The organism is Enterovibrio norvegicus FF-33 (assembly GCF_000286835.2).
Taxonomy (GTDB): domain Bacteria; phylum Pseudomonadota; class Gammaproteobacteria; order Enterobacterales; family Vibrionaceae; genus Enterovibrio; species Enterovibrio norvegicus_A.
Genome location: NZ_AJYD02000013.1, coordinates 437325 through 458801, shown reverse-complemented (window position 1 = coordinate 458801; position 21477 = coordinate 437325). Strand labels below are relative to the sequence as shown.

The window sequence follows — 21477 nt, the reverse complement described above, 5'->3', positions numbered from 1 at the left end:
ATATCTCGACTATAACGTAATTTGGACAACTGCTGGCTAACTGAGCGTCTATTTTTTGCAAGTACGTAGCAATATTTTGACATTATGAGTATATACTCCCAGCCCCTCTGTGAGATTGAGAACCCCATGAAAACCTATATCCCTGGCAAAGATGCCGCACTGGAAGAGTCGATCAATCGTTTTGAATCCAAGCTAACCGCTGCGGGATTTAACGTTGAACCTGTTTCCTGGCTAAACCCTGTCCCTAACGTTTGGTCTGTTCATATTCGTGACGTTGACGCACCAATGAACTTTACTAACGGCAAAGGTGCCAGCAAAAAAGCCGCGTTAGCGTCTGCGCTGGGGGAATATTTCGAGCGTTTGTCGTGCAACTATTTCTATGCCGATTTCTATCTTGGCAAAGAGATCGCTGACTCTTCGTTTGTTCACTACCCGAACGAGAAATGGTTCCCGCTCACTGACGACGACAGCCTACCAGAAGGTCTGTTAGATCAACCGATGTCTGCGTTCTATGATCCAGACCAAATGCTAACTTGTTCAGATCTCATTGACCTTCAATCGGCCAATGAAGATCGCGGTATCTGTGCATTGCCGTTCGCACGTCAGAAAGATCAACAAACCGTTTATGTACCCATGAACATCATCGGCAACTTGTACGTGTCAAATGGCATGTCAGCAGGTAACACGCAAACAGAAGCGCGCAGCCAAGCCTTGTCCGAAGTCTTCGAACGTGCCATTAAAAACCGTATTATTTCGCAGCGTCTGAGCATGCCGGAGATCCCTGCTGAAGTACTGGCTCAATACCCGTCTATTCAAGCGTCTATTGATGCGATGGTTGCCGAAGGCTTCCCTATCGTTGTGTACGACGCGTCCATGGGCGGCAACTACCCCGTTGTTTGCGTCACGCTGTTTAACCCGCATAACGGCACTTGTTTCACGTCATGGGGGGCACACCCTCGCTTCCAAGTGGCACTCGAGCGCACTGTGACAGAGCTATTGCAAGGCCGCAGCCTGAAAGATCTCGATGTGTTCGAAGCGCCATCTTTCCACGATGAAGATGTGGCTGATCACCACAACCTGGAAACGCATTTTATTGATTCATCAGGCACTGTGTCTTGGGACATGTTCAAAGACACGCCAGATTACGCATTTGCAGAATGGAACTTTGAGGGAACCTCACAAGAAGAAGTGGATTGGCTGCTAGCAAAACTGCACGCTGAAGACGCCGACGCTTATATTGCCGATTACGACCACTTGGGCGTGAACTGCTGTCGCATCATCGTACCGGGCTGGTCTGAAATCTACCCACCGGAAGAAGTGCAGCTTTGCAACAACAACCGTGGCACCGATTTGCGTGATGCTTTAGGCATGCTGCTAGCGACGGAATACAGCGATGACGCCTGTGAATTCTTGTTCGATGTGCTAGAAATGGCGGATTTCGACGACAGCTACATGGTATGTGAGCTGATGGGTATTGCGCCGGACGCAGGCACCATTTGGAAATCACTCACCATTGGCGAACTGAAATGCTTATTGGCATTGGCGATGGGCGATTTGGAATCAACGCAAGACTTCGCCGTATGGAGCTTGGATTACAACGCCACGATTTACAGCCAAGAACGCTCCGTGTTTATGCGCTGTTTGATTGCAAGCCTAGAACTTGCACAAGACAAAGACCGCGACCCTGTTGAATACCGACGCGCATTTGGCTTCACCTATGGTGACAGCGTGACAGAAGCCGTTTGGCAGTCCATCACTGGCGATATTCGCTTTTATGGCTTGACCGCGCCGGAAGCGTCGCTCACCGAATTCGGTGCGCATCAGAAGCTACTGGGCTCTTACCATAAGCTTCAAAAAGCAAAAGCTGCCGCGCAAGACTAACACCCAATAGACGGTTACACGCCCACATGGTGATTCGTCATGTGGGCGTTTTTTTGCAATATGGTTGTCGGTGAGCATCGATTGTTGATGTCATCCGCTTATAAATGACCCCCCCTTAAGAAAGGAACAACTTAAGACGTTTGGTTTTTGAGAAAAAATGATATGCGTCCGAAATTCATTCATTGAGGCTGGTTGCCCCCGATGTTTCTCTGTAAAAACACGTTGATTCACACATTTCTGTAGCACGCATCACACTCCACCTTTGGTAATTTTATTTCAGTTTCGCATCCAAATAGACAGATTTAGTCGTAAATACGACCATTTGATTGCTATTTGACCAATCCCCTTCTGCCTGACGTGTAATTTATTTTCACGAAAATGATCTAAATCAAGTTGGCCGAGAAGAGGTTTGTTAATATTCATGTTACGAATTTTGGCTCCCGGCTTTTGCCCGTTTCACACCTTATTTCAAGGGTGAAACATTTGCTGAACAAGGCGAGAGCGTAACCAGTTCTGTTTGCTTTTGTACGTAGAGGACTTTATGTCAACCCAAGCCCCATCAGAGCAAATCGGTGATCAGGCGCAAAGCGAGTATCAAGCTAAGCACCGTCCCGCTTCGGAGTTCGCAACGCGTTCAGATTACCTGGACCACGAACTTCAAATCATGAACCCACGCCGTTGGAAACTTAACCTTCCTGGCCGTGATTTCCGTTTCGAACTCGAAGATTTAGTTCCAGCTCTTGCAGGTACTATCGGCATTATCGCAATGTACTCAGCGGTAATGATGTCCTGGGCTGATGGCCTGACACAAGCTTGGGACCACATCAACCTCGGTAAAGAATTCGCCATCGAAGTCGCACGTGTTGAGATGCTTATCCCAGCGCTGCTTTTCTGTATCTTGGCATCTGGCTTTATTAACCCTCGTGCAAACCTTGCTGGTAACCACGGCCCAATGATCCCGTTGATCGGAACCATTGCGCTGGCAGGCGCTCACCCCCTCGCTTTAGCATTACTTCTTGGTGTGTTTGGCCTGACGTTGAGTTACTTCAAGGGCGGTTCAAAACTGGTCAACCTCACCAGTGAAGGTGTAGCAGGTGGTCTGCTTGTCTTCCTTGGTTTTACCGGTGCAATGAGCCAAATCAGTGACATTCAATCTTGGGCCAAGGGCTTGGAATCAGCGTCAGTGGCTAAAGGCAGCATGGGCTATATCGGTCTGGTTGTCCTTGCCGTAAACGTCATTCTTTACGCATTGCTAGCGCGTATCGGCAAACGTTGGTTGGCCATTCCTGCTTGTGCGGTATTGGGCTTAATTACTGCATTGGCCATGGGCGCAGGCTTTGACCTGACGTTCACAACCGAAATGGGTCTGCCTAACCTGAACCCTGTTTATTGGTGGGGAAGCACTGAGCAAGGTTGGATGCTGGGTCTGCCGAATCTGCAGCACTTTATTGCATCATTGCCATTTGCCATTCTTGCTGTTGCTATGTGGTCACCAGACTTCTTGGGTCACCGTATCTTCCAAGAGTTGAACTACCCGAGAAAAACCGAAAAAGTACTGATGGACGTAGATGACACCATGACCACGTGTTCACTACGTCAGATCGTAGGTACAGCGGTAGGTGGCGGTAACATCACTTCATCTTGGGGTACTTACATGATCCCAGCAGCGATTGCGAAACGCCCAATTCCAGCGGGTGCAATTTTGCTTGGCTCACTGTGCATCATTATTGCCATCCTTGGCTTCCCTATGGACGTTGCAGTATGGCCACCAGTGATGCGTATCGCGCTACTGGTTGGTGTATTCCTGCCATTGCTTGAAGCTGGCGTTCAGATGATTCGTGAAACCAAAGATTCACAATCAGCCGGTATCTGTATCTTCGCTGCCATGGTTGCGAACCCAGTACTAGCATGGGCACTGGCAATGTTGTTGGACAACAACGGTCTCATCGGTGACAAAGAGCGTGCGAAGAAACTGTCTTTTGTAGACCGTATCGTGATTCCTGGTTCAGTATTAGTTATCTGTCTGGTTGCTATGCTGGCGGTTGGCATGCTCGAAGATCAGTTCGGTATTCCAGCACTGATGTAATTATTGATTTGGGCAGCCGCTTTGGCTGCCCAAATTACTATCCATACAAGGCTAAGAAAGCGTAAAATCAAGCTCGTTTAATAAAGCGTTTTTGCTTTTACAGTTTTTAATGATCGCGTACTGACCACTGTCTCCACAGTGGAGCGGCATTCAAACCGCTAAGTACTTGTTTTCTTCTACTAAAAAGGTAGGTACATCATGTCTGAGCAATTTGCTAAAGCATGGGAAGGTTTCGCTGAAGGCGAATGGCAGAACGAAGTTAACGTTCGTGACTTCATCCAGAAGAACTACACCCCTTATGAGGGCGATGAATCATTCCTAGTGACTGAAGGTACTGAAGCGACTAACGCGCTTTGGGACAAAGTCATGGAAGGCATCAAGCTTGAGAACTCAACTCACGCCCCTGTAGACTTCGATACTTCTGTTGTTTCTACCATTACCGCTCACGATGCAGGTTACATCATCCAAGATCTGGAAAAGATTGTTGGTCTGCAAACTGAAGCACCATTGAAACGCGCACTTATCCCTAACGGCGGTGTGCGTATGATCGAGGGTTCTTGCAAGGCTTACGGCCGTGAGCTGGACCCAATGGTTTCAAAAATTTATTCAGAATACCGTAAGACGCATAACCAAGGCGTTTTCGATGTCTATACCCCTGACATCCTAAACTGCCGTAAGTCTGGTGTTCTGACTGGTCTGCCTGATGCATACGGCCGTGGCCGCATCATCGGTGACTACCGTCGCGTAGCACTTTACGGTATCGACTACCTGATGAAGGACAAAGCTAAGCAATTCCATTCGCTACAAGCGAAACTGGAAACTGGCGACGATCTTCAAATGACCATGCAACTGCGTGAAGAAATTCAAGAGCAGTACCGTGCACTGATCCAGATGAAAGAAATGGCTGCGAAATACGGCTGTGACATTTCTGGTCCTGCACTGACCGCACAAGAAGCTGTTCAGTGGGTTTACTTCGGCTACCTAGCCGCTGTTAAATCTCAAAACGGTGCAGCAATGTCTTTGGGTCGTACTTCTACGTTCCTAGACGTGTACATCGAGCGTGATATTGCTGAAGGCAAGATCACGGAAGTTGAAGCACAGGAAATGATCGACCACTTCGTCATGAAGCTGCGTATGGTTCGCTTCCTACGTACTCCTGAGTACGATGAGCTGTTCTCTGGTGACCCAATCTGGGCAACAGAATCAATGGGTGGTATGGGTGTTGACGGTCGTACTCTGGTAAGCCGTACTAACTTCCGCTTCCTGAACACGCTTTACACCATGGGTCCAAGCCCAGAGCCAAACATCACTGTTTTGTGGTCTGAGCAACTGCCAATCGGCTTCAAGAAGTTCTGTGCGAAGGTATCTATCGATACGTCTTCTATCCAGTACGAAAATGATGACCTGATGCGCCCTGATTTCGACAACGATGACTACGCTATCGCTTGTTGTGTATCACCAATGGTTATCGGTAAGCACATGCAGTTCTTCGGCGCGCGTGCAAACCTTGCGAAAACGCTGCTGTATGTAATCAACGGCGGTGTTGACGAGAAAATGAAGCTGCAAGTGGGTCCTAAGCAAGCGCCTATGACTGACGAAGTTCTGGACTTTGATAAAGTTTGGGCTGGCCTAGACAACTTCATGGATTGGCTAGCAACTCAGTACGTGACCGCACTGAACGCTATCCACTACTCGCATGACAAGTACAGCTACGAAGCGTCTTTGATGGCACTTCACGACCGTGACGTTTATCGCACCATGGCGTGTGGTATCGCAGGTCTTTCTGTTGCAGCTGACTCACTGTCTGCTATTAAATACGCAACGGTTAAGCCTATCCGTGACGAAGACGGCATCGCGATCGACTTCGACATCGACGGCGACTATCCGAAATTTGGTAACAACGATTCACGTGTTGATGACATCGCATGTGAACTGGTTGAAAGCTTCATGACCAAAATTCGTAAGATGAAAACGTACCGTAACGCTGTACCTACTCAGTCTATCCTGACTATCACGTCAAACGTGGTATACGGCAAGAAAACAGGTAACACGCCAGACGGTCGTCGTGCAGGCGCACCATTCGCACCGGGTGCAAACCCAATGCACGGTCGTGACGAAAAAGGTGCTGTCGCATCTCTGACGTCTGTAGGTAAACTGCCATTTGCTCACGCAAAAGACGGTATCTCTTACACCTTCTCTATCGTGCCTAACGCACTGGGTAAAGATGGCGACACGCAGAAAGCGAACCTTGCTGGTCTAATGGACGGTTACTTCCACCACGAATCAGGCATCGAGGGTGGTCAACACCTGAACGTGAACGTTCTGAACCGTGAAACACTGGAAGACGCTGTTAAGCACCCAGAGAACTACCCACAGTTGACTATCCGTGTATCGGGTTACGCTGTGCGTTTCAACTCTCTGACTGCTGAACAGCAAAAAGACGTTATCGCACGTACTTTCACTGAATCTCTATAATTTTTTAGAGTCAGTTTAAATCAGAAAACACCTCCCTTGCGGAGGTGTTTTTTTATGTCCTTTTTCCACTATATCCACACCCATTTCCCGTCTCTTACCTTTCTCTTACCTTTCTCTTATCTTTCTCTTATCCATCTTTGATACCAAATATCCCACGCTCCCCGTATTGGTGAATTCCCAGTCCATCTACCGTACGACGTTCTGTCGACGTCTGCTAAAAACCTGACCATACTGTAGGGAAAAGCTTGCCCATCAACTAAATAGCGCAACCTATTCCAAGGATTTGTGGGGAAACATGAAGATATTGCTTGTCGAAGATCATCCGTTTCAAAGGGACATGGTAGCAGGACAATTGATGCAGCTATTGTCTGGGGATGAGATGCTTCTGACGGCTGGAAGTGGTGCCGAAGCACTCGAACATGTGCTTGCTCATAAACCCGATTTGGTCTTTTGCGATTTACATCTGCCTGACATTGACGGTATCAAGCTCTTAAGCAACATGGCAGAAAGAGGCTTTTCAGGCTGTATCGTCATCACCAGCGCGGCATCGCAAAAGGTACTGGATACGGTAAAAAGTATGTGTGAAAACCTTCACCTGAATGTCCTAGGCATACTCCCGAAGCCTGCCACTATCCCTTTGCTGAAATACTACATCAACCTGACCAATGAGCATGACACCAACTTCCCACAAGATCTTGTTCCGTTGTCGGAAGATGAGGTGCTTGAAGCATGGAAAGCAAAACTGTTTGAAACGTGGTTCCAGCCTATCGTTCGCTTAAGTGACGGAGAGTGGATCGCCTGCGAAGCCCTTCAACGTTTGCACCACCCAACACGCGGCACGCTAATACCTCGACATTTTTTAGGGCAACTTTTGGCGCTGAGTCTGGAATCAGAACTCACGTTGTCAGTCATAGACAAGATCATTGCCAATCAGGTTGACCTGAAAGGACGGCCAGTCGGCGTGAATATCTCGATGAACAACCTCATTGAACTTAACTTCATTGACCAAATTATCGAGATCGGTAAAGCGCACCCTACACTGTGTGAAGCCATGTATTTTGAGCTGATGGAACCCGACCATTTCGTCCATATTGGACAAGTTCAAGAGGCAGCATCGCGTTTGCTGCTCAATGGCTTTCGCATTGCCATCGATGATTTTGGTGCTGGGCATACTTCACTGCAAGAAGTGGAATTTTTGCCGCTAGACTCGCTCAAAGTGGGCTTGTCTTTGGTTCTCCCCATGCTAAGCAGCCGAACAGCGAGTGCATTGGTAGAAGCGAGTATCCTGATAGCAAGGCGCATCGGTGTCGCTTCGGTCGCCGAAGGGGTTGAATGCATTGAAACATGGCACGGCGTTCGAGATATGGGCTGCGACTACGCTCAGGGATTTTTTATCGCCAAGCCCATGCCTGTTGAAGACCTGGAAAATTGGTACACGTTATGGTTGTCGCTCAAAAATCACCGTTCCCTCTGCCCCCCTTCAGTGCTTAATACCATTTAACGCCACTTAACGCGTTTATAGCGTGCACACTTTGTCATTTTTAACGAAGGACACCCTATTGCCCCTGCCCCAAATTCATCGCGATTAACTCGCTCTTCCTCTCCGAATAATGTCTATGCCAACAGGCTGAATCCCTGTATCTGAAAGGGGTTTCGGTATAATATAACCCCTTACTTTTTACAGTAGTTTTGGAGAATCTCATGTCGGTGATGGGCCGTATTCACTCTTTTGAGTCTTGTGGAACCGTTGATGGTCCTGGCATTCGCTTTATCGTGTTTTTGCAAGGTTGCTTGATGCGCTGCAAATACTGCCACAACCGCGATACATGGGATCTGGATGATGGCCGTGAAGTGTCTGTTGAAGAAATCATGAAAGAAGTGGTCTCTTATCGTCATTTCATCAATGCATCTGGCGGCGGCGTTACCGCGTCAGGCGGTGAAGCCATGCTTCAGCCTGAATTTGTACGTGACTTTTTCCGTGCAGCAAAAGCAGAAAACATTCATACCTGTCTTGATACCAATGGTTATATTCGTAAACACACTGACGTGGTTGACGAAGTACTCGACACAACCGATTTGGTGATGCTGGATCTCAAGCAACTTAACGACGAAATCCATAAAGATCTGGTTGGCGTTTCAAATCGCCGCACACTCGATTTTGCTCGTTATCTGCATCAGCGCGGCCAAAAGACCTGGATTCGCTATGTGGTCGTTCCGGGTTATACCGACGATGAAGATTCGGTTCATCGTCTCGGCGAGTTCATCAAAGACATGGACAATATCGAGAAGATCGAGATGCTGCCTTACCATCAATTGGGCGAGCATAAATGGGAAGCGTTGGGTTACGAATACGACCTCAAAGACGTGAAACCACCAACGAAAGAAACCATGGAAAAGCTGAAAGCAATTTTGGAAAGTTATGGCCACAAGGTGATGTACTAAGCCTGCCGTCCATGACATGCCCGCTTTAGATAAACGATTGAAAAACGGCCATATTGGCCGTTTTTTTGTCTCTGCAACCTCAGACTTTTATCCCTTTCAGGTATTGTTAATGTCTCATCTAACGCTCTGGAGAGAGATACTCCTTGTCATAAAACGTGCGCAGCCAATGTGGTCGGTACACCGCCAGCAAAGTCACGGCCATTCCATTTAACAAGCCTTCTGGGAACCACATCAACAGGGCCAAGATCAGATAATTATCAACAATGGTTCCCCATGGATGCAGCCCTGAAATCCAATACCCTGCCGATACAACACAAAGATGAAAAACAAGGGTAAACGCTGCATTTAAGAACCCAGCGACAAAAATATAGATAAACAAATGGTGACTTAAATACTGGTAGGAAAGCCAAAATATCGCATAGCTAACAAAAGCAGGGATCACCGCTGTGGTGAAGGCATACAGGCCAACGTCTTGCCAAGGCAACAAGCCAAACCCCACCATTAACGCCAAAGGGAACACACTGATCCAAACGGCAATCCTAGGGCCATGGCACAGCGTCAGCACTGTCATGCCGAGGAAATGAATATCGAGCCCCTCACTGATCCCAGCTTTCAACGCCCATAAGCAAAACAACACCATGGCACTCGCAAACACCAAATACTGATACCCTTTGTCTTGATGCATTTTCTGCCACGCGACTGGCGTCCAACAAAACCAAAGCGCCACCAATAAACACGCCCCCCCCAATCCTTGCCAATAAACCATGAGTGCTCCATCACACGTTCCGCTGTGGTCGAAATTTTAAGCAGTATTCGCCACACAGGCTTCAAGTTAAAAAACCGTCACCAACCTGTGTTGAGATCAAAAAAACACACGGTGCTAACTGCTAATCTGTGGCACATGAAATGCCAAATATGCTCACGACTAACGACAATTAAGAGACTGTTTGGATAACGAATTTTAATCTTTTGAGGCTATACCATGGAAATGACCCACGCTCAGCGTCTTATCCTATCTAATCAGTACTCGCTGATGTCGCAACTTGAACCACAAAACGCGGAAAAGTACCGTCGTCTACAAACCATTGTAGAACGTGGTTACGCGCTGCAAATGCGTGAACTTGATAAAGACTTCGGCGATATGTCTGAAGATCTCTGCCGTCAGGTGGTTGATATCATGGAAATGCACCACGCACTTCAAGAATCATTCCGCATGTTAGAAGCTGGCACACGATGCGAATGCGATGTCGATGAGCGTCGCCTTCAGTTCTGGGGCTTCGATGCAGCAACAGAAGCACATCTAGTTAACTATGTTCGTTTCCTTACCGACATTGAAGGCCTATACCCTCAATTCGATAAAGGCTCGCACCATTTCAACAGCCAAATGCCGATGCTTGAGAAGTATCAGCGTATGTTAACTGTATGGCGCAACTGTCCGCGTCAGTATCACCTCTGTGGCAATGAACTTTGCCAAATCGTGAACGCATAACTCTCACAAGCTTTCGCTCAAAGCCGTTCTCCTGAACGGCTTTTTTGTATCAATTATTGCGTCTGCACCACAGTCAAATAGGCTGTGAAGCAGAAGGTGATGAGACGAGAATCCGCCCCCTATCTGCTCTACCTCTTCGGCCACCCACTCGATGAAACAAATCACTCGTCACGTGCAAATTAATTTATTTGCACCGAGCGTAAAACGGTTGTCTAATCGCCACGCACCCGTTCTGGTTTAGATGATGCCAATGAGGTGTATCCGGGCTTTGAACAGCATTTCCCAATGAATGAATGCTGACAATAAAAGAGCCGTGTTCCCTGTCATACCGTGCCTGTCTGCAGCACGGCCTTTTTAGGAATGGCAATGAAATCTTTCGCAAAACCGCATGTTCTGGCGACTAGCCTGACCCCCGTTTGCGACATCGCAGTAACTCTTCATCCGCAACACAGCCCCCAGACCCTGTCGACGCATACGCGCAGGAAAAGGGCATCGTTAAGGCGAACACGAAGCGCGGACGCCGTGCTTCTTGATCTTTCGCTACAGATGCCTGAATAAGGTCTGCCTGCGTTAAACGCAATCCAATAATTTTCTTTGGTACAAGCTACCGTTGATCGCGTGACGTTATCCGCGGTCTGCGAACTTGCTTGTGCCCAATCACCGCCGAGGAATGAACATGAGTGATTGGTCTATTAATGACGCCCGTGATGTCTACAACACACCGTATTGGGGTCAGGGGTACTTTGATATTAATGCTCAGGGTGAAGTGATTGTTCGTCCTGATGTAAAACGTCCAGAGAACACTGTCGGGCTATCGACACTGGCCGATGAGCTGATCGCAAAAGGCGCATCGCTACCCGTATTGGTGCGTTTCCCAGAAATCTTGCATCACCGCGTTGACAGCCTGTGTGCGAACTTTAATGATGCGATTGCTGACTATGGCTACCTCGGCGAATACCTGCTGGTTTACCCCATCAAAGTTAACCAACAAGAAGCCGTTGTGAGCGAAATTCTCAAAAGCCAATATGCGCGTCAACAGCGTCAGTTAGGCTTAGAAGCAGGCAGCAAGCCTGAACTTATGGCGGTGCTAGCCATGGCGCGTCAAGCAAGCTCTGTGATTGTATGTAACGGTTATAAAGACCGCGAATACGTGCGTCTGGCACTCATCGGTGAAAAACTCGGCCACGAAGTGTACATCGTGCTCGAAAAGCTTTCCGAACTTGATCTGGTGCTTGAAGAAGCCAAAGCCTTAGGCGTGAAACCACGTCTTGGCCTGCGTGCGCGTCTTGCCTCTCAAGGCAAAGGAAAATGGCAAGCAAGTGGCGGTGAAAAGTCTAAATTTGGCCTGTCTGCTTCGCAAGTTCTGACCGTGATGGACAAGCTGCGTGAACACAACATGTTGGATTCACTGCAACTGCTTCACTTCCACCTCGGTTCGCAAATCGCCAATATTCGCGATGTACGCTCCGGCGTGAGCGAAGCTGCCCGTGTGTATGCAGAACTTCACAAACTTGGCGCAGGCATTACCACTGTCGACGTGGGCGGCGGTCTCGCCATCGATTACGAAGGAACACGCAGCCAAAGTAGCTGTTCAATGAACTACAGCTTGCGCGAATACGCCAACAATGTGGTGTATACCCTCGGCGATGTCTGCAAAGAATACGACATAAAAATGCCGCGTATTATCTCAGAATCTGGCCGAAATCTGACCGCACACCATGCTGTGTTGGTTACCGATGTCGTCGGTGTGGAACGCTATCAGCGCGAAGAAGTGTTTGCGCCAGCTGAAAGCGCGCCACAGAATTTGCACAACATGTGGCATTCGTTTAAAGATTTGAGCCAATCAGGCGATCAGCGTTCATTGGTCGAGATTCACCATGACAACCAAAGCGATCTGTCCGAAGTGCACATGCAGTTTGCCATGGGTATGGTCAGCTTTGCCGAGCGCGCGTGGGCAGAACAAATCAGCCTACGTATTTGCTACGAGTTGTCGCGCAAAATGTCGCCAAAGAACCGAGCGCACCGTCCTGTGTTGGACGAACTGAACGAACGTTTGGCGGACAAGTTCTTCGTGAACTTCTCTTTGTTCCAGTCGTTACCTGACGCATGGGGGATCGATCAAGTCTTCCCTATCTTGCCACTCAGTAACCTTGATAAAGCGCCAGAGCGCCGTGCCGTCATGCTCGATATCACCTGTGACTCTGATGGTGCCGTTGATCAGTACGTGGAAGGACAAGGCATCGAAAGTACCCTTGCTGTTCCAGCATGGCGTGACGAAGAGCCTTACCGCATGGGTTTCTTCCTAGTGGGGGCTTATCAAGAAATTCTGGGCGACATGCATAACCTGTTTGGCGATACGGATACCGCCGTGGTGCGTAGCCGCAGTGAAGGCGGTTTCGACATTGAAGCCATTGAGCGTGGTGACAGCGTTGGCGACGTTTTGCGCTATGTACATCTCGACCCATCACAGTTCTTGCTGCAATACGAAGAGATGGTAAAAGAGCATTTGCCCGAAGAAGAGCACGATGCAATTCTGGCTGAATTGTCAGAGGGCCTAAATGGCTACACCTACCTCGAAGACATTCGTTCAAACCGTTAATTTTTGATTGCCCGCTCCAGCGGGCAATTCGTATTTGATAGGGAGTTATTTCATGGCAACACTGGCCAACTACCCAGATTATTCGCTGTATTCCAATGCGTTCGGTTTTCTTCGTCAGCCATTGGTTTTCCAACCACACGGTTGCGACGCTGACGTTATCATCACAGGTGTGCCATTTGATATGGCGACCACGGGGCGTTCAGGCAGCCGCATGGGGCCAGGGGCCATTCGTCAGGCTTCGATCAATCTTGCTTGGGAAGGTAAACGCTGGCCGTGGGACTTTTCACTGACCAAAGAAATCAAAATGGCCGATTGCGGCGATCTCGTTTTTGATTTCGGCGACGCAGCGCAAATGTGCGAACGCTTAGAAGCCCATGCCACCAGCCTACTGGCAGAAGGGAAAACACTGCTCACCTTTGGCGGCGATCACTTTGTTACTCTGCCGCTGCTACGTGCTCACGCCAAACAGTTTGGTGAAATGGCGCTGGTACACTTTGACGCGCACACAGACACCTACGACATGGGCAGTCAATATGACCACGGCACCATGTTCTATCATGCGCCCAACGAAGGTTTGATTGACCCACACAGCTCGATTCAAATCGGTATTCGTACCGAGCACAGCCACAAACTGGGCTACCAAGTGGTGGACGCGGCAACGGCCAATGACTGGTCAGCAGACCAAATCGTTGACGCGATCAAAGCGCGTGTTGGCGATCGTCCCGTTTACCTAACGTTCGACATTGACTGCTTAGATCCTGCCTTTGCACCAGGCACTGGCACACCGGTCTGTGGCGGCATGACCATGGACAAAGTCTTGAAAGTCATTCGTGGTTTACAAGGGATCAACTTGATTGGCATGGACGTGGTAGAAGTCGCACCTGCCTATGACCATGCAGAACTAACGTCTTTGGCTGCGGCTACCATTGCGACTGACTTGCTGCATGTTTGGGCGGCAAACCGCAAGAAGGCGTAGTTCGCACGTTCTTTTTGGAGCATGAACACACCAAAGAAAGCCAAGAAAGCGCTCGCACTGTCGGGCGCTTTTCATTAAACCTTGATGCCACGCGCCTTGCGCCGTATCCTTTGCCCTCATTCAATCCGACCGAAACATCGCTATGTCATACCTTTGTCCGCTGTGTCAGCAACCGCTTTTTCTCAAAGAACGTACTTACAAATGCACTAACAACCACCAGTTTGATGTAGCAAAAGAAGGCTATGTGAACCTTTTGCCTGTGCAGCACAAGCGATCAAAAGATCCCGGTGATAACAAAGAAATGATGCAGGCGCGTCGCCAATTTCTTAATGGCGGTCACTATCAGCCAATGCGTGATGCGGTATGCGACTTGCTCACAGGATTATTAGCTGAGCACACCATGGTTGAGGGAAAGTCTCAGACATACAGCCAGCTATTGGATATCGGTTGTGGTGAAGGCTATTACACCAGCCATTTTGCCAATGCACTCAGTCATACCGAGGCACAGAGCGGTACAAAGGTCGTCGGTTTGGATATTTCTAAAGTGATGATCCGCCATGCAGCGAAACGCTACCCAGAATGCGATTTCTTGGTCGCCTCAAGCCAACGCCTACCCTTTGCCGACGCGCAACTGAGCGCGGTAGTACGCATCTACGCACCTTGTAACGGTGAAGAGCTTCAGCGCACCATCAAAGACAACGGCGTGGTCGTGACTGTGACGCCAGGCCCTCGTCACCTGTATCAGCTCAAAGAGGGTATTTATGACGGCGTGAAGCTTCATGATGTCCCTGTGGAAGATCTGCCGGGGTTTGAACTGGAAGCCGAGCACAGCGTTGCCTATCCAATGACACTCAACAGTGAAGACGCAACCACATTGCTTCAAATGACGCCGTTTGCATGGCGAGCACCTGAGGCGTTGTGGCAGACGTTGAAAGAGACTGAGCAATTTGCTTGCGAAGCAGATTTCACCCTGCGCGTTTATCGCAAGAAAGCCTAAAAAGCAGAAAAACGCGGGAATAACGCAACAAAGCAATCACCCGCGTTTTCCGTCATACTGGTGCGTATCTCCTGATATTCAAGGACACGAATTCATGTCGATACGCGCATTTTCCGCCGCATTCATTCTCGCGACGCTTTTAGGTTGCAGTCACCCACTTACGCCGAAAGAAACCCCAGCCCCCACGGGCACGCTTTACGACTACCGCATTGAATCTCCCAATGGCGTGCCCTATTCGCTCAACGAACTTGCCAATGCACTGAGTGACGCTGACGTCATATTGGTGGGGGAATGGCACACCCATCCTGGTATTCACTTATTTCAAGCGCAATTGCTTTCTACTCTCGCCGCGCGTTATCCCGCCACTGCGCTGTCTATGGAGCAATTTTCACGCCCAGACCAAAGCCTGATTGACGGCTATCTTCAAGGTGATTTTGGGGAAAGTGCGCTATTGAGCCAAAGTGGTAAATGGCCGAACTATGCCAGTGATTATCGCCCTTTGATTGAAATAGCCAAAACCAATGCCATGCCTGTTATCGCGGCGAATACCACGCAAGAGATCGTGCGTTGCCTCGCCGCTAAAGGGGAAGGCTACCTTGATACATTACCTTCGGAGAAACGTCGCTACGTGGCACAAACCCTCTCGAGCGAGCCCTCGCCGTACAAAGAGAAATTCTTGTCCGTGATGTTCCACGGCAACGAAGAGAAAACCAATAACCAGTATCTGGCACAAATCGCGTGGGACGACACCATGGCCGAAAGCATGGTCGAATTTTTGGCAGAAAACCCGAATAACAAGGTGATGCACATTGCAGGCGCGTTCCATGTTGAAAATGGCTTAGGTATCGCAAGCCGCATTTTGGCGCGAAACCCCAGCCTCAAGATCGCCATTGTTTCGCCGCAAACCCAAGGTGCGCCGCTGCCCAACGAGGTTAAAGATTATCGATTAGTCGTCAACCCACTGCCTGAGCAATGGCTATCAGAGAAAGAAATGCAGGATGCTATCGGGAGCATGCGACACAACGGTGGGAACGAACCTAGCTGCTCCTAGATGCTAAACAGCGAGCCTGCGTACAAACCCATCAGGCTCGCCCGCTATAACTGCTCAATGGCTTGTAGGCTTCGAGCCGCTTTGTCTAACACCGCTTGTTTTTGCTCGTCAGTCTTCTTATTCCAGTTCGCATACACCATTTTGGTTCTTGGGTTGCCGCCAAAATCGTCTTGGTGTTTATCCATAAAATGCCAATAAAGCGCGTTCAATGGGCAAGCGTCATCTTCGGTGATTTTCGCGACCTTATAATGGCAATTTCCGCAGTAATCGCTCATTTTCTTCACATAATTACCGCTTGCTGCGTACGCTTTCGACCCCACAATGCCGCCATCAGCAAACTGGCTCATGCCACGCGTGTTGGGCAATTCCACCCATTCGATCGCATCGATATAAATCCCGAGGTACCACTCATCCACTTGAGCAGGTTCGATGCCGCTGATCAGGCAGAAATTACCGGTGATCATCAAACGCTGAATATGGTGCGCGTAGGCGTAATCGAGTGACTGTTCGATCGCATGTTTCAGGCAGCTCATTTTGGTGTCTGCCGTCCAAAACCATGACGGTAAATCACGCGTCGCGGACAAACTATTGAGATTGGCGTAGTCAGGCATGTTCACCCAATAGATCCCGCGAATGAACTCGCGCCAACCGATGATTTGGCGAACAAAGCCTTCCACTTGCGCCAAGCTGATTTCATCGGGTCGCGTGTGATAGTGATGAATCGCCGCGTCCACCACATGCCGAGGGCTCAAGATTTTGCTGTTTAGCGCAAACGACAACCTTGAGTGATACAGACTCCATTGTTTGCGCTTGCCTTCCTCATCGGTCTGCCCAGTCATCGCATCTTGGAAGCGTCCAAAGTTGGGTAAGCAATGCTGGCAGAAAAAAGTCAGTAATTCGTTCGCGTGCGTGCGTGTTATCGGCCACAGTAGATTTGAGTCAGGCTTTCCAATCACCTTGATGTTGTGGCGTTCGATGCGGGCGAGAATGTCAGTAACATCATGACCAAACAGCAATGGTTCCGGCACATCTTCAATGTCTTTCGCTTTGAGTTTGTTTCGATTGTCCGCATCGAAATTCCATTGCCCGCCTTGAGGGTCATCTCCGTCCATCAAGACATTAAATCGCACCCGCATTTTGCGATAAAACGCTTCCATACGGTGCTTTTTACCCGTTTGAAAATCACGACGGAGTTGCTGTTCAGACAAGTAAAAATGCTCAGTTTCAACCGCAGAGCCTTCAACGTTTGCCGTGTTAGCAAACTCTGCCAATTGCAGCCTCAAGCGATATTCATCGGGCAATTGGTATTCAAACGCGCTTACCCCATGCTTCTCGAAAAGATGGGTTAGCAAAGTGGGCAAATCTGCAAAAGGGGCGGTGTCATCCAAGGTTAAGTGCAAGACTCTGTGCCCTGCGTGTTGCAATGCCTGTGCGAAGGCAGACATGGCGGCGAAGAAGGCACACACCTTTTGCACATGGTGAGGCACATAGCTGGCTTCTTGGTGCAGTTCAGCGATGACATACAAGGTGTCGTCATCTTGCTCACGAAACCAAGAGTGACTGGCATTGAGTTGATCACCCAAAATCAAACGTAATCGAGAATAGGTCGCAGTCATTGGGTACTCACTCAGTCCTAGGCATCAGTGCATTTGGAATAGGTACGAAACCTGATGATAAATGGATTGTTCTTTTTGTTTATTAACTGACTGTTTTGTAGAGCATCCAGATAGTAGCGCTTACCTCCGCACCTCCACCGATAAACAAAACGCCAAAGAATCGCAGCCGCCAATGTCAAATACAAAGGCAAGCAATACAACCAAGCATTAATCAACCGTGGTTTTATCAGCGACAACAAAAGGCTTGAAGTCAGCATGGGTAACGCGCGTTTTATACAGTTTGCTCTTTGCTGTCCATTGCGTGTTGTCCCTTCGGTATTTCCGGTTATATTCAGATTTCTATTTGCCAACCCAAGTGATAGTCCATTTCATGATTTTCACTAAAATTTACGTACTCCCAGTTATTCATCAAAATTGCTCTGCTCAATCACATGCAACATTGCACAAGAAAAGGTGAACACACTTTGAAATGGCGGCAATCCTTACCTTTTCCTTTTGAGATGGATTAGTCATATATTTCAACACACTAAGTCGATTTTTGATGACGATATATGTATCCAACTGGAAAATACATCACCTCAGTGATATATTTCATGAATCATGAAAATACATAAATCGTGAAAAAAATGGAACAGCAGATATTGAGTCAGGCATTGGATGCACTGCCTGAACACATCGAGATCACCGACATCCATTATCAGGACACCGATGCGCGAGACATTGGCGTAGATGCTACCCTGACCCTGAAAATAGCAGGGGAAGCACGGACGTTTGATGCGAACATCAAACGTATTCACCGCAAAGCGACACTGGATGCTTTTCTACAAACACAACGCCAACGTGAAACCCTGCTGATCTGCAATCCACTCAGCGCTTTCTTGCGGCAGTACAGCGAAGAAAGAGGCATCAATTATTTAGATGAAGCCGGTAACGCCCATATTGTGCAGCCCGGTTTTTTCCTCCATATAGAAGGGAAGAAACGGGAAAATACTCAGGATACGCGCCCAAGCTTGAGTGTGGGGATCATGAAATGCCTGTTTGCCCTGCTGGCTGACGATAAACTCCTCAATCAACCCTATGAAGTGATGGCCGAAAAGTCCGGTGTTTCATTGGGGATGGTCAGTAAAACACTGAAGTACCTTATCGATATCCAGGCTATCCCCAAAGACAAAAAGTCCCGACGCTTTTTGGATAGATCTACCCTTATTCAGCAATGGCTGGCGGCATACCCTCAGGTGCTCAGAAAAAAACTTGCCCCCTTTCGGGTGAAAACACCGCTTCACTGGCAAGCCATGACACTGGAAGAGGGAGATCTCTGGGGGGGAGAAGTCGCCGCTGCAACGTTGACAAATTACCTTGAGCCAGAAGAATACTGGTTGTTTACTCGCGATCCGATACAGAAAAAAATGCGCGAGCTTCAGGCTCGGCCCTCCACTGACGGGCAACTCCTGATTGCTGCCCCTTTTTGGGGAAAAAGCCTAAGTATAAACACAGCCGCTCAGGTTCTGCTCACCGTGGCAGAGCTTCTGGCCAGTAACGATAGTCGCAACCGCGAAGCCGCAGAGATCTTAAATGGCCAATACCTACACCTTCACTCACTCCCTTAACCCGCAGTTTGAGCATGCGCTTGATAACCTGGTGCGGATCATCAACGGGCTTGGCGTACCTTATTTCATTGCCGGAGCCACCGCCCGTGATGTGGTGCTTCACGGTATTCATGGCTACCCGCCAATCCGCGCCACCCGGGATATTGATACCGCCATTTTAGTCGACAGCTGGGACGCTTTTCATGCAACCAGAAAGAAGCTGCTGGCAGCTGGCTTAAAGCCCTCCCGTGTTGAACACCGATTAACTGAGCCTAAGACGCAGCTACCGATTGATCTTATTCCGTTCGGCGCAGTGGCAGATTCACAAGGTGACATCACCTGGCCACCGCATTTTGATATCACGATGTCGGTGTCCGGTTTTCAGGAAGCCTATGATTCCTCTCTGACCGTGGCCTGGAACGATCTCACTTTTCAGGTAGCTTCCCTGCCTGGGCTCGCACTTTTGAAGCTGATAGCCTGGCTCGAACGCGGGGCAGAAAACCGTAAAGATGCGACGGATTTCTTCACCGTACTCAGCCGCTACCACGAAATTCATGACGGGCGTTTATGGGAGGATTACGTTCCTGGTGAAGCGCTCGGATACGATGTTGAAAGACAAGGGGCTTACTTGCTTGGCTTTGACTTGAAGCCATTACTCACGGCTTCAACCGCAGAGGCACTTCTCACTCTCCGTGACCAAAAGCAGGATCTCTTTATCGCTGCAATCACAGCGACCCACCGAGGGACTCAGGTTGACAGCGTCAGTCAGCTACTCACCGACTTCTGGCTGGGGTGTCAGGTATAACCTCCAGAATAAACAGGCATCACTTACGCAAGTGATGCCAGTTACTTTATTTACATAAACTACGTAACTCATTAAAGCCTAGTATTCAGCTCCGTTAACTCACTGAACACCCCTTCGAGCATATCGCAATACACCCCAGACTGACTGCCCAATTCAGGACATTCAAGGGAAAGGATTAGAAGTCGACATTCCCTTACTGTTGGAACAGTTAAAACAAGAGCAGTAAACCGAGCCAGGGGATAGTAATACACGCTATCCCTGTCACACGAACCAATGAAGACGGCAAGGCCGAAACCGCAGACGGAAACAGAAAACCAAGAAAGCCGATAGACGGCAACGCGATATAAAACAGCCCTAATCGTGAATGTGTGGGTAGCTCGACGCCAAACAACAGATACAACGCATACCCAATGTAAAACGCACTGAGTAAATAGTACCGATAGTCTCGTTCTGACCAAACAAACGCGAGTGCCAAACACGGCACGAACAGCAACCACTCCACTTCAACACTCCTTTATGTATTGCATCCATCAATTTACACGAATACAAAGAGAGAGCAAAAGTGGGCTGATAGTTATCATCTTATAGGTATACCCCAACGCGACCACCCTACCCTGACATCAAAACTGGCAATGTGACCACCTAAATGCGACACTCCCTATTGCGACCACCTAAATGCGACGTTGGCCACTTTCAGGGAGACAAACCATGTTTATTCGCGCCTACCTCCGCGCTTCCACCGATGAACAAAACGCAGATCGAGCGAAAACCACACTTGAGCAGTTCATCAACGAACATGGCCAACGCATTGCCAGCTACTACACCGAAAACATAAGCGGTACTCAACTAGAACGGCCTGAGCTAAATCGCCTACTCAACGACACGCAAGAAAACGACATTCTGCTCGTTGAGCAAATCGACCGCCTCACCCGCCTTAACGACCACGACTGGAAAGAGCTCAAGCGTATGATTGAGGAAAAAGGCATTCGCATAGTCAGCATGGACGTACCAACCAGTTGGCAGGCTCTCGACAACAATGCACTCACCCACAATGACCCGATCATCAAAGCCGTGCTCGATGCCATCAACAACATGCTGATAGAGCTGATGGCGGCGATGGCTAGAAAGGACTACGAAACAAGACGGGAACGCCAACGCCAGGGCATAGAAACCGCCAAGGCCAATGGCAAATACAAAGGTAAGCAAGCCGACACCGAACGGCACCAGAAAGTGAGAAGCTTTAGAGAGAAAGGCTTAAGCCTGAAAGAGATTGCAGAAGCGACCGGCTACAGCCGATCGCAGGTATGTAGGATTTTGGCGGGATAAAACTACTTACACTTTTAAAAATTTACCCATCTTTTTAGAGGTATTGTTAAGGCACTGATTTTATTGGAATTTAAATTAAGGCGAAGAAAAAGGGTTTTTTCGTCGTATCTTGATTTAGGCCTTTAGAAATCTGTGATGACAGCATATT

16 protein-coding genes are annotated in these 21477 nt (G+C 48.7%); 13 read left to right on the top strand and 3 right to left on the bottom strand.

Going from position 1 to position 21477, the window contains the following annotated elements; translation table 11 throughout:
• Positions 1-126 precede the first annotated feature (126 nt).
• From ycaO to pflA, 5 genes are all read left to right on the top strand, one after another.
• Positions 127-1881, top strand: a complete 1755-nt coding sequence (gene ycaO, locus A1OO_RS04400) for a 30S ribosomal protein S12 methylthiotransferase accessory factor YcaO (protein WP_017004742.1) — start codon at positions 127-129, stop codon at positions 1879-1881.
• A 541-nt stretch (positions 1882-2422) separates the two neighbouring features.
• Positions 2423-3967 carry a DUF3360 family protein gene (locus A1OO_RS04395; RefSeq protein ID WP_016958496.1) on the top strand — a complete coding sequence of 515 codons (1545 nt, stop codon included), beginning with the start codon at positions 2423-2425 and terminating at the stop codon, positions 3965-3967.
• A gap of 198 nt (positions 3968-4165) precedes the next feature.
• Complete coding sequence (pflB, locus tag A1OO_RS04390; RefSeq protein WP_016958497.1) at positions 4166-6442, top strand: formate C-acetyltransferase; 2277 nt, start codon at positions 4166-4168, stop codon at positions 6440-6442.
• Positions 6443-6737: 295 nt separating this feature from the next.
• Entirely contained in the window at positions 6738-7943 is a 1206-nt protein-coding gene (locus A1OO_RS04385) for an EAL domain-containing response regulator (RefSeq protein ID WP_017004741.1), read from the top strand.
• 200 nt (positions 7944-8143) lie between these two features.
• Positions 8144-8884: a pyruvate formate lyase 1-activating protein gene (gene pflA / locus A1OO_RS04380; RefSeq protein ID WP_016958499.1), complete on the top strand. Its 741-nt coding sequence runs from the start codon at positions 8144-8146 to the stop codon at positions 8882-8884.
• A gap of 118 nt (positions 8885-9002) precedes the next feature.
• Here pflA and A1OO_RS04375 read toward each other — a convergent pair whose 3' ends face one another.
• Positions 9003-9650: an energy-coupling factor ABC transporter permease gene (locus tag A1OO_RS04375; protein ID WP_017004740.1), complete on the bottom strand. Its 648-nt coding sequence runs from the start codon at positions 9648-9650 to the stop codon at positions 9003-9005.
• 216 nt (positions 9651-9866) lie between these two features.
• Between A1OO_RS04375 and A1OO_RS04370 the strand changes: the two genes are divergently transcribed.
• The 5 genes from A1OO_RS04370 to A1OO_RS04350 all read left to right on the top strand — a co-directional run bounded on the left by A1OO_RS04370 (position 9867) and on the right by A1OO_RS04350 (position 15996).
• Positions 9867-10373, top strand: a complete 507-nt coding sequence (locus tag A1OO_RS04370) for a YfbU family protein (protein ID WP_016958501.1) — start codon at positions 9867-9869, stop codon at positions 10371-10373.
• A gap of 676 nt (positions 10374-11049) precedes the next feature.
• Positions 11050-12972, top strand: a complete 1923-nt coding sequence (gene speA / locus A1OO_RS04365; RefSeq protein ID WP_017004739.1) for a biosynthetic arginine decarboxylase — start codon at positions 11050-11052, stop codon at positions 12970-12972.
• A gap of 52 nt (positions 12973-13024) precedes the next feature.
• Positions 13025-13948: an agmatinase gene (speB, locus tag A1OO_RS04360; protein ID WP_017004738.1), complete on the top strand. Its 924-nt coding sequence runs from the start codon at positions 13025-13027 to the stop codon at positions 13946-13948.
• A 142-nt stretch (positions 13949-14090) separates the two neighbouring features.
• Entirely contained in the window at positions 14091-14945 is an 855-nt protein-coding gene (gene rlmA / locus A1OO_RS04355; RefSeq protein ID WP_017004737.1) for a 23S rRNA (guanine(745)-N(1))-methyltransferase, read from the top strand.
• Positions 14946-15039: 94 nt separating this feature from the next.
• Positions 15040-15996, top strand: coding sequence for a ChaN family lipoprotein (locus tag A1OO_RS04350; protein WP_017004736.1), 957 nt, complete (start codon positions 15040-15042; stop codon positions 15994-15996).
• Positions 15997-16040: 44 nt separating this feature from the next.
• On the opposite strand, the gene A1OO_RS04345 is transcribed toward A1OO_RS04350, so the two are convergent.
• A complete protein-coding gene (locus A1OO_RS04345) occupies positions 16041-17612 on the bottom strand; it encodes a cryptochrome/photolyase family protein (protein WP_017004735.1) in 1572 nt (523 codons plus the stop codon).
• Positions 17613-18238: 626 nt separating this feature from the next.
• Between A1OO_RS04345 and A1OO_RS04340 the strand changes: the two genes are divergently transcribed.
• On the top strand, positions 18239-19219 hold the full coding sequence (locus A1OO_RS04340; protein ID WP_017004734.1) for a type IV toxin-antitoxin system AbiEi family antitoxin: 981 nt from the start codon (positions 18239-18241) through the stop codon (positions 19217-19219).
• Positions 19185-20003, top strand: coding sequence for a nucleotidyl transferase AbiEii/AbiGii toxin family protein (locus tag A1OO_RS04335; protein WP_017004733.1), 819 nt, complete (start codon positions 19185-19187; stop codon positions 20001-20003). The genes A1OO_RS04340 and A1OO_RS04335 overlap by 35 nt, the downstream gene beginning before the upstream one ends.
• Positions 20004-20211: 208 nt before the next feature.
• On the opposite strand, the gene A1OO_RS04330 is transcribed toward A1OO_RS04335, so the two are convergent.
• Positions 20212-20505, bottom strand: a complete 294-nt coding sequence (locus A1OO_RS04330; RefSeq protein WP_017004732.1) for a hypothetical protein — start codon at positions 20503-20505, stop codon at positions 20212-20214.
• Between the two features lie 206 nt (positions 20506-20711).
• Here A1OO_RS04330 and A1OO_RS04325 point away from each other — a divergent pair, with 206 nt between their 5' ends.
• Positions 20712-21329, top strand: coding sequence for a recombinase family protein (locus A1OO_RS04325; RefSeq protein ID WP_017004731.1), 618 nt, complete (start codon positions 20712-20714; stop codon positions 21327-21329).
• Positions 21330-21477 lie beyond the last annotated feature (148 nt).

Excerpts from the sequence above, each read along its gene's own strand:
- ycaO (WP_017004742.1), top strand. The coding sequence starts at position 127 with ATGAAAACCTATATCCCTGGCAAAGATGCCGCACTGGAAGAGTCGATC.
- A1OO_RS04395 (WP_016958496.1), top strand. The coding sequence starts at position 2,423 with ATGTCAACCCAAGCCCCATCAGAGCAAATCGGTGATCAGGCGCAAAGC.
- pflB (WP_016958497.1), top strand. The coding sequence starts at position 4,166 with ATGTCTGAGCAATTTGCTAAAGCATGGGAAGGTTTCGCTGAAGGCGAA.
- A1OO_RS04385 (WP_017004741.1), top strand. The coding sequence starts at position 6,738 with ATGAAGATATTGCTTGTCGAAGATCATCCGTTTCAAAGGGACATGGTA.
- pflA (WP_016958499.1), top strand. The coding sequence starts at position 8,144 with ATGTCGGTGATGGGCCGTATTCACTCTTTTGAGTCTTGTGGAACCGTT.
- A1OO_RS04375 (WP_017004740.1), bottom strand. The coding sequence starts at position 9,650 with ATGGTTTATTGGCAAGGATTGGGGGGGGCGTGTTTATTGGTGGCGCTT.
- A1OO_RS04370 (WP_016958501.1), top strand. The coding sequence starts at position 9,867 with ATGGAAATGACCCACGCTCAGCGTCTTATCCTATCTAATCAGTACTCG.
- speA (WP_017004739.1), top strand. The coding sequence starts at position 11,050 with ATGAGTGATTGGTCTATTAATGACGCCCGTGATGTCTACAACACACCG.
- speB (WP_017004738.1), top strand. The coding sequence starts at position 13,025 with ATGGCAACACTGGCCAACTACCCAGATTATTCGCTGTATTCCAATGCG.
- rlmA (WP_017004737.1), top strand. The coding sequence starts at position 14,091 with ATGTCATACCTTTGTCCGCTGTGTCAGCAACCGCTTTTTCTCAAAGAA.
- A1OO_RS04350 (WP_017004736.1), top strand. The coding sequence starts at position 15,040 with ATGTCGATACGCGCATTTTCCGCCGCATTCATTCTCGCGACGCTTTTA.
- A1OO_RS04345 (WP_017004735.1), bottom strand. The coding sequence starts at position 17,612 with ATGACTGCGACCTATTCTCGATTACGTTTGATTTTGGGTGATCAACTC.
- A1OO_RS04340 (WP_017004734.1), top strand. The coding sequence starts at position 18,239 with ATGGAACAGCAGATATTGAGTCAGGCATTGGATGCACTGCCTGAACAC.
- A1OO_RS04335 (WP_017004733.1), top strand. The coding sequence starts at position 19,185 with ATGGCCAATACCTACACCTTCACTCACTCCCTTAACCCGCAGTTTGAG.
- A1OO_RS04325 (WP_017004731.1), top strand. The coding sequence starts at position 20,712 with ATGTTTATTCGCGCCTACCTCCGCGCTTCCACCGATGAACAAAACGCA.